Consider the following 9,106-nt stretch of genomic DNA (forward strand, 5'->3'; position numbering starts at 1 on the left):
ACTAACCAAGGTAATGCTTCAATACAAGGGATTTTCATACGTCCTCCTGGGGTGAATGGCGCTCAGAAAATTTTTATGCCAAATCAACACAACTCAACAGATGTTTTTTTCGAAAACCCAAGAATATCAAACTTTCAAAAAAACTTTTGGGCTTATATAAAAATCACAATAATCTCAATCAGTTTCAAAAAACTGAGAACTGAAAGCTGAGAACTTACCACTGTCGAGTTATGAACAAACCGTCTTTCATCAAAACAACTGAAGCAGACAACGGGGTTTATGCGCAATAAAGCAGAAAATGATATTCTGCCAGTATTGATTGTGAGTGTTGGCGGTGAAAAATTTGCCATCTTGGTCGCGACCATTCATGAAGTTGTACCCCTGATGACTATTGAGCACATTCCAGGCGCTCCCGTGTTTCTGGAAGGGTTCATTGACATCCGTGGCGATCTGTATGTGGTCGTGGATTTGTCAAAATATTATTTCAAGCGTGCAAGAGAGGCTTATATCCGTGACAATCGCATCATCCTTGCGTCTGTTCACGGAAAGAATCTTGGCTTCATTGTCGATGAAATCATCACGCTCGATGAATGGACACCTGACATGCGACAACCAGGAATCATGACGGAGGGAATTCATGCGCTGACAGGTGAGATTGGTAAAACCATGTTTGGCGATATTCAGGTGTTAAATTTAGACAGAATTCTGTCAGAACAGGAACTGTCTCTTCTTGCCCGGCGAAATAATTTATGAATTTCAGATCCACTCAAATCATTGATGAACAGATTTACCAAAATCTGGCTCAACTCATCCGCGAGACCAGTGGCCTTCATTTTGAGGCAACCATGAAACATCTGCTGATGAGCGGACTCCATCAGCGCATGAAACAACTGGGACTGGAGCATTATGAGGAATATTATGCATACCTCCGCAAAACCCCGGACGAATATCAAAAACTGGAATATCTGCTGACAACGGGTGAAACCTGGTTTTTTCGTTACGGTCCCCAATTCGATTTTCTTAAAAAAGTTGTGATCCCCGAGATGCTACCGCATGGTCTGGGTCTGGGGACTGTTAAAATCTGGAGCGCCGGTTGCTCAACAGGCGAAGAACCTTACAGTCTTGCCATGCTGATCGATGAGGGCTGGCCTGAACATGCCCATGCGTTTCGTATCACCGGAACGGACATCAATGCGGAATCTATCAAAAAGGCCTCAGAAGGTTTCTATTCCACATACTCTTTTCGTGGGGAGGACCAGTTTTTCCGGGATAAATATTTCCTTCCCGCAGAGCCTGGCTATGTGCTGAATGACTCCATTCGAAAGCGGGTGGAATTTTCCAGACTCAATCTGCTGGAACTTGAGCAATCCGCAATTGCAGGACATTATTTTCAGATCATCTTCTGCCGGAATGTCATGATTTATTTTGATGAACCAACTCAGCGTCGGATCAGACATCAGTTGTATGAACTGCTGGCTGATGGTGGTTATCTGTTTCTGGGGCATTCTGAAAACTGGACGGAACTGAGCAAACACCAACGAATGATCGCTCACAAAAACGCGATTTTTCAAAAAGCAAAGCATGGTTTTCATGGAGCCAATCTCTCTTCACGCTTAGGTTCTACCGCCGCGGCGTCTGTCATGCCGGATATTTCAATTACCACAGGGCACGCTGATTCCGGCGACAGAAATAATAAATTATCCGCTTCAGCATCAATCATTCCTGATCAAAACAGTTCACGAGGGATCAGCGCTTCTGTTTCCGGAAAAGCTGTTTCAGCATTGCCCGCCGAAGAACTATATCAGCGGGGAATTGAGGCCTATCATGGCAAAGATTTTCAACAGGCTGAAACGCTGTTGAATGCCGCCTGTTCCAAACAACCGGAATCCATCGATTTCCGCCTTGCACGGGCGTTTCTCAAGGCCGATCAGGGCTTGATTGAAAAGGCCTGGTCAGAATGTGAGACCATATTGCAATTTGATAATCTCTGTGCGGATGCCTATTATCTCAAAGGTGTCCTTCTACTGCAAAAATCCGAATTTTCAGACGCTGAAACCTGTTTTCGACGCTGTATTTATTGTGATCCGCATCATTTGCCGGGTTTATATTTTTTGACCATGGCACTCGAAGAACAGACGTTATGGGATGCCGTGAAAAAAAACTGTATCCAGATTCTTGATCTGCTGAAAACAAGTCAGGAGTTTCCGCTGACCAAGCCCTGGCAGACAGACTGGTCGCTATCACGAATCCAGAGCGATTGTGAAGATAAACTCAAAAATATGTAGAGGTTAGCGTTCATGAGCCAGTTAACGGAAATCCTTTCAACAGAAGAACTGCAGAGCAATGCCGGCAAATACAGAGACCGGGACATCACTCAAAATATGCAGATGGAAACCTTGCTGATCTTTTCACTGGAAAAAAGATGGTATGGTTGCTCAGCATCAGAATTGAGTGAGGTCTTTCCCCTGTTATCGGTAACACCTCTGCCCTTCACGCATCCCTCCATTCTGGGGCTGACCAATGTCAGGGGCGATTTGTTGCTGGTGTGTGATATCCGGAAATATTTTGGACTTTCTTCCGCGTTAACAGCCAGTTCAATTATCGTGGTGCATGACCAGACAAGCCGTACAGGAATCCTGGCGGAAACAGTGAAAGGCGTCGATCACATTCCTTTGTCCATGTTTCAACCGGCACTGGAAAACCGTACAGGGATTCCCCATGAATTTATCGAGGGCGTTACCATGTATCAGGGGGAAATTTTGTTGTGGCTCAGTCTGAAGCAAATTGCCCGAAAGCTGGAGGATGCCATGAAATAGCACGGGCCAAAATTCTGTTCCCCCCCCGAAATTGTAGGGGCGACCGGCAGGTCGCCCGGGGATATCAACACCAAATCGTAGGGGCGACCGGCGGGTCGCCCGGGGATATTAACACCAAATCGTAGGGGCGACCGGCGGGTCGCCCGGGGATATTAACACCAAATCGTAGGGGCGACCGGCGGGTCGCCCGGGGATATCAACACAATATTATTGAGGTCACATGAATCAGGAAATAAATGGTGTCAACACAGCCTCCCATCAAGTTCTTCTTCGTAAAAGCATCCGCACTCGTCTGGTAATGGGGCTGGGTGCGTTTATCGTCAGTACCATGTTTCTGATCGGAGTGTTCAGCAGTTACAACGCCTCCATCCTGCTTGAACAGGGACTGAATATTAATCTGAACAACAAGATCAGTTACAAATCAGCCATTATCCAGAAAACACTGGGGGCTATTGTGGACGACGTGGGCTTCTTCGCCAAAGCCACAGCCCTTCATGGCATGGTCAGGGCTTCAAACAACAACGGTGTCGATCCGTTAACCCATCTTTCCTACAATGAATGGAAAGACCAGCTCGCTGAATTGTTCTATCACACAGTGAACTATAAAAAGCATTACATGCAATTGCGATTCATTGGAAAAGATGGACAGGAACTGGTTCGGGTGGATGGCAATGGAATCAAGGCAACCCTAATTCCCGGTAAAGAATTACAAAACAAAAGCACTCGTGAATATTTTATTAAAACCGCGGTTCTGCCAAACAACGAAATCTATGTTTCTCCTCTGGATCTGAATGTGGAACGCGGAGAAATCGAACATCCATTCAAACCTGTGATCCGTTACAGCACTCCGATTTTTGACGAAAAAAACGTGTTTGCGGGCATCGTGATTGTCAATATTCTTGCAAAAGATTTCCTGGATACACTCGCTGATGACAGTGACGAGGCCGTATACCTCCTGAATCAGGAAGGTTATTATTTGAAGCACCCGGATCCTGAAAAGGAATGGGGATTCATGTTAAACAAGGATACTCGTATCCAGCAGGATTATCCCAAACAGGCAAACATTCTGCTTTCAGGCACACCAGGTGTGGTCACAGCAGGTGACAGGCTTTTATTTTATGCTCCAATTGATGTCAACAACCGGTTGGGAATTCGCTGGACCCTTGTGATGGATGCGGACAAACAGCAAATTTTTACACCCATCTATACCTGGCAGCTTCATCTGGCGATCTTCTCATTACTGGTGCTTTTTGTCAGTTTTGTGATTGCCTTTTTTTTCATTGAAAAGCTGATGGCACCACTCCACTCCGCAATCACTGTGATTGATAAGGTCGCAATGGGAGATCTCACCATTGATATTCAGGTAACCACTGAGGATGAAATCGGACAATTGATGACTTCTGTCAAAACGATGGTGGATTCCATGAACACACTGGCAGGAGAACTCCAGGATGGAACCCTTCAACTCACAGCCTCCTCCAATCAGATTTCGGCCTCTGCCATGGAACAGATGAGAAACATCACCGGGCAATATGAAACCTTGAATAATTTTTCTGCAAGCCTGAATGAACTGGCCGCTACTTCCACCCAACTTGGAAAAAACACGGAGCAAATTGTAGAAACTTCCCGTAATGCGATAGTTCTGGCAAATCAGGGAAATCAGGCGGTGGCTGATTCCCTCAATAGCATTGAAAACATTCAGCAGACCAATGTGGGAACCTCAGAAAAATTCAAACTGCTGGTCGAAAAGGTGGAGAACATCGCCAAGGTTCTGTTAACCATTACCAAAATTGCTGATAAAACCAATTTGTTGTCGGTCAATGCTTCCATTGAGGCTGTCAAAGCTGGTGAATCTGGCAAGGGCTTTGGCGTGGTGGCCGCTGAAATACGTCGACTTGCGGACCAGACCGTTCTGGCCTCCCAGGACATTGAAAATATCATCACCGAAATCCAGAAAGCGGCCAGTACGGCCATGATGAGTATGGACAAACTACAGGCAACCACCATGGATGGACTGGAACAGGCACAAACCGCGGGAACCTCCTTTCAGGAACTGATTGAAGCGGTTCAAACCATTGGTCCCAGTCTGGAAGAAATGCGGGAGGGAATCCTCCAGCAGGCTCAAAGCACAGTTCAGATGACGCATAGCCTTCAGCAAATTCAGCATACGGCCGATGAAAACCGGTTGAGTTCGGAACAAACGTCTCAAACCACAGTCAATTTATCGCAAATGGCACAGCAACAAATGGAAATCGCGCAAAGATTCAAAGTGGAAAAACGAAGATCCGCAATTTCCAGAAAAGATCCTCAGTTCCGTGAATGAGCAAGGTTGGTTGATCGCATGAAAAATATTTCCTGTTTCCGGAGTGATGTCTGATGGATTATGACAACCTGTCGATGCTGGAGCTGTTTCAGCTCGAATGCGATGAACTGCTTCCACAGTTGGAACGTCTGATTCTGACACTTGAAAACGCCGGAGAATCCCGGAAAAGCATGTTTGAAATCGCCCGCATTGTTCACACCCTGAAAGGCGCGTCGCTGACGGTCATGGCAGAAGAAGTGAATGCGTTCACTCATGCCCTGGAAGATTATCTTGGACCGTTGAAAAACAGAGAGGTGCTCACTCCGAAAGAAACAGACTACATTCTGGCCACCATGGACTGGTTGCGCTTTCTGATTGGGCAAACCATTGCTGGAAAACCTGTCCCTGAAGAAGTTTTGCAGGTGATAGAGTCCATTTCCAAAGGAGAACCTTTTCCACCGATAGACGGTGCGCCATCACCTGAAACACCCCGCGACATTCCGCCTGAAATCCCTGATTTTCCGGAACAGACTCCTGTGAGTTCTCACAATATTGAGCCTGTGGTTGTTGAACAGAAATCGAGTGTGAAAATCAGTGAAGAGCAAAATCTGTTTCAGGATTCCTCCCAAAGCACTCAGCGCATAGCCGTCCAGACTCTGAACCGCCTGTTTAATCTTTCAGGTGAACTGTATGTCCGAAGTCACGGAATCGCCAAACTCAAAGACAACATGTCAGGCTTGTTCAAATCGTTGTCTCTCCTGAATCAAAAAAGCCGGCTCATGCCACACCTGAGTCCACGGACAGACAACGAAGAGTCCTTTCAGAATCTGCACAACAGCATGTTGGAGTTTCAGAAACTGACGGCGGATATTCAAGCCCGCTTTTATTCAATGTATGAATATACAGATGAACTCAACCTCCAGTTTCAGCAACTCACTGAAACCTTGCGTGAAGAAACCATGACAGCACGCATGGTTCCGCTTTCCCTGCTGTTTGATACGATCCCCCGGATGGTTCGGGAAATTTCCCAGGGACTTGGTAAAAAGGTACGGTTTCAGATCAACGGTGACGACACCCGTATCGACAAAGCCATGATTGAACGGATCAAGGCACCGCTGGAACATTTGATCCGCAATGCCCTGGATCATGGTATTGAAAGTCCGGACATGCGCAAACAACGAGGCAAATCCGCTGAAGGAACGCTCACCCTTTCAGCATTTCAACGGGGCGATGAAGTTCATATTGAACTGGAAGATGATGGCGGTGGAATCAATCTGGAAAAACTCCGGGAAAAAATCGTCAGTCTGAATCTGTTATCGGCAGAAAAAATTCAATATCTGAAAACGGATGAGTTGCTCGATTTTATTTTTTTACCCGGAGTGACCACCCGCAAAGAAGTCAGCAGTCTTTCCGGACGGGGCATTGGCATGGATGTGGTAAAATTTGAAATCGAAAAAATGCATGGCAAAGTCATCACTCGCTCTGAACCCGGCCAATACACGGCCTTCACGTTGCGTTTGCCACTGAGTTTGGCCATCACGCACACTTTGTTGATGGAAGCCTCCGGACAATTATATGCCATTCCAACCAGCATGGTTGAGCAATATTTTGTGATCGAGACCGGGCAAATAGAACAGATCGGTGGAAAGAATGTGGTGACCATTGACGGGAAGCCTCATCTTGTCGCATGGCTCAGTGAGTTGATGGGCAATCCACTCCCCGAATTCATGACAAATATCCGGATGCCTGCCTTGATGTTCCGCATGGATAATACGGATGTGGTGGTGATCGCCGATCATTTTGCCGGTGAAAGCGAAGTGGTCGTCAAACCACTCGATCCGCGGTTGAAAAAAGTGCAGAACCTGATGGGCGCGACCTTGCTGAATGATGGTCGCATCGCCTTGGTGGTGGATGTGATTGACTTTCTTCATACAATCCGGGAATCGCAGTATCAGGCCCTTCAAAACAAAATGGTCCAGAAGCCGGAGCAGGCCGTCAAAAAAATACTGATCGTTGAAGATTCGCTGACCATTCGGGAAATGGAAAGAAAAATGCTGCAGAAAGCCGGTTATGACGTAACCCTTGCTGTGGATGGACTGGATGGCATGAACAAGATCCGTCAACAATTATTTGATCTGATCATCAGCGATATTGATATGCCACGGATGAATGGACTTGAATTGACCCGTTCCCTCAAAGCGGATGAGAAATATCGGCAGATTCCGCTAGTGATTGTCAGCTACAAGGATCGGGCTGAAGATCGGAAAAGAGGAATGGAAGCTGGGGCTGATCATTATATTGCCAAAAACCAGTTTGACAGCGGTGAGTTTCTGCAATTGATCCAACGCTTAATCTTGTGATAGCCCATGTCTGACTTGACGCATGTTCTGATTGTCAATGATTCGTTGTCTACAGGATTTCTGCTGAAAAGGCTGTTGACCGCAGATCCGCGTTTTTCGCCGGTAACACTGGTAACCGATGGTGTTTCCGCTGAAAAATATGTCCATGAACACGATCCGGATGTGATTCTGATGGATATTCGCATGCCCGGACAGAGCGGTATTGAAACCATCCGTAATATCATGGCCTTCAAACCTGTTCCCATTCTTGTTGTAACCGCGACACTCGGCAATAATATGTCAGAGGTATTCCAGTGTTTTCACTATGGCGCCCTGGATGCGATTCTGCCGCCGAGACATCCTGAGTTCAGAAATATCCACCAATTGTCCCTGGAAAAAATAGGTCAGATTGGCGCGGATTTTATTAAAAAAGTCTGGATGATCGCGGGTCTGAAATCCCGAGTCGGCTTGAGTGGATTGTCCCGTCCTGAAGCCATGACTCCGGAGAAAAAAACGCTATTCCGGTCATACCGGATGATTGCCGTTGGTGCATCAACCGGAGGACCTGCGGCCTTGTCCATTCTGCTTCAGAGTTTCCCCGCAGAGTTCACAGTGCCGATCGTGATTGTACAGCATATGGATTTTGTCTTTTTGCAATCCTTGACCAAATATCTTCAGGGTTTTTCCAAACTACCGGTCAAGCTCGCGGAAAACGGTCATTCCCTGGACGGGGGCACGATTTATCTCGCAGGGCAGGAAAAGGCACATCTGCAAATTCAACAAGGGCGATTCCAATATACCACGATTCCACAGTCTATCCATATGCCGTCTGTGGATGTGTTTTTCAATTCAGTGGCTGAATCTTATGGTCCTCATGCCATCGGCCTGTTGCTCACAGGCATGGGAAATGATGGTGCCGCAGGATTAAAACACATGCAGGTTTGTGGCGGGTGGACTGTGGCTCAGGATGAAAAAAGCTCGGCGATTTATGGCATGCCCAAAGCGGCTGTGGAGTTAAACGCCTGTCGTCAGGTTCTTCCCTTGACAGAAATTGGTCCTGAAATTTTGAAACTTATTTCTTCATAACAAAAAACACTAGAAGCCTTTTGGTAAAAAAAGGTTATTTTTTAGATTCTTCATCAAGAGTCATAAAGATGGTATAAAGGGAGTCGGTTTGATACAGGCAAACTGTAAAGTTTTTTGACTGATTTTGAAAGGTGCCCTGAATTTTAATATTTTTGCAAAAAGCATTACCTGTGCAGCACTACCGTGTTCTATACCAACTTTTCATCAGCAACATAGTCTTGATAAAATCTTAACACTTCCCGCCCCACTTTTAAGCCCATTTATATATCCGTTGGGATAGAATCATTTCCAGTGAAATTCAATCGAAAGGCTTTTCATCAGGAGGCAAGATGACTGTGGATGTAATCATGGCGGGTTTGGCCGCCCTGGGATTGTTGGGTTATCTGGGATATGCGCTTTGGTGCGCGGAAAAATTCTAGATATCCTTGGAAGTTTCTGAAACGAGGTGGTTATGAAATGGCAGGAATGGCTACAAATCCTGGGGTATCTGGGATTGCTGATTGGCATCACTCCCTTGCTGGGCGGTTATATGGCAAAGGTGTTTCAGAGGCGGAGACATCGGT

General features: G+C 46.3%; 7 protein-coding genes. All 7 read left to right on the top strand.

The genetic code is table 11. The features are described 5' to 3' along the window. Positions 1 to 279 precede the first annotated feature (279 nt). A complete protein-coding gene (locus HQM11_20845; GenBank protein ID MBF0353486.1) occupies positions 280 to 753 on the top strand; it encodes a chemotaxis protein CheW in 474 nt (157 codons plus the stop codon). Then, entirely contained in the window at positions 750 to 2,285 is a 1,536-nt protein-coding gene (locus tag HQM11_20850) for a hypothetical protein (GenBank protein MBF0353487.1), read from the top strand. The genes HQM11_20845 and HQM11_20850 overlap by 4 nt, the downstream gene beginning before the upstream one ends. A gap of 12 nt (positions 2,286 to 2,297) precedes the next feature. Beyond that, the gene (locus HQM11_20855; GenBank protein ID MBF0353488.1) at positions 2,298 to 2,816 is read left to right on the top strand and encodes a purine-binding chemotaxis protein CheW; all 519 of its coding nucleotides are present in this window, start codon (positions 2,298 to 2,300) and stop codon (positions 2,814 to 2,816) included. A gap of 220 nt (positions 2,817 to 3,036) precedes the next feature. Next, on the top strand, positions 3,037 to 5,139 hold the full coding sequence (locus HQM11_20860; GenBank protein ID MBF0353489.1) for a methyl-accepting chemotaxis protein: 2,103 nt from the start codon (positions 3,037 to 3,039) through the stop codon (positions 5,137 to 5,139). 53 nt (positions 5,140 to 5,192) lie between these two features. Further along, complete coding sequence (locus tag HQM11_20865) at positions 5,193 to 7,478, top strand: hybrid sensor histidine kinase/response regulator (GenBank protein ID MBF0353490.1); 2,286 nt, start codon at positions 5,193 to 5,195, stop codon at positions 7,476 to 7,478. A 6-nt stretch (positions 7,479 to 7,484) separates the two neighbouring features. Then, positions 7,485 to 8,543: a response regulator gene (locus HQM11_20870; GenBank protein ID MBF0353491.1), complete on the top strand. Its 1,059-nt coding sequence runs from the start codon at positions 7,485 to 7,487 to the stop codon at positions 8,541 to 8,543. A gap of 329 nt (positions 8,544 to 8,872) precedes the next feature. Then, positions 8,873 to 8,962 carry a potassium-transporting ATPase subunit F gene (locus HQM11_20875; protein MBF0353492.1) on the top strand — a complete coding sequence of 30 codons (90 nt, stop codon included), beginning with the start codon at positions 8,873 to 8,875 and terminating at the stop codon, positions 8,960 to 8,962. The last annotated feature ends 144 nt before the right edge of the window (positions 8,963 to 9,106 follow it).

Source organism: SAR324 cluster bacterium, assembly GCA_015232315.1.
Lineage (GTDB): Bacteria > SAR324 > SAR324 > SAR324 > NAC60-12 > JADFZZ01.

Excerpts from the sequence above, each read along its gene's own strand:
- HQM11_20845 (MBF0353486.1), top strand. The coding sequence starts at position 280 with ATGCGCAATAAAGCAGAAAATGATATTCTGCCAGTATTGATTGTGAGT.
- HQM11_20850 (MBF0353487.1), top strand. The coding sequence starts at position 750 with ATGAATTTCAGATCCACTCAAATCATTGATGAACAGATTTACCAAAAT.
- HQM11_20855 (MBF0353488.1), top strand. The coding sequence starts at position 2,298 with ATGAGCCAGTTAACGGAAATCCTTTCAACAGAAGAACTGCAGAGCAAT.
- HQM11_20860 (MBF0353489.1), top strand. The coding sequence starts at position 3,037 with ATGAATCAGGAAATAAATGGTGTCAACACAGCCTCCCATCAAGTTCTT.
- HQM11_20865 (MBF0353490.1), top strand. The coding sequence starts at position 5,193 with ATGGATTATGACAACCTGTCGATGCTGGAGCTGTTTCAGCTCGAATGC.
- HQM11_20870 (MBF0353491.1), top strand. The coding sequence starts at position 7,485 with ATGTCTGACTTGACGCATGTTCTGATTGTCAATGATTCGTTGTCTACA.
- HQM11_20875 (MBF0353492.1), top strand. The coding sequence starts at position 8,873 with ATGACTGTGGATGTAATCATGGCGGGTTTGGCCGCCCTGGGATTGTTG.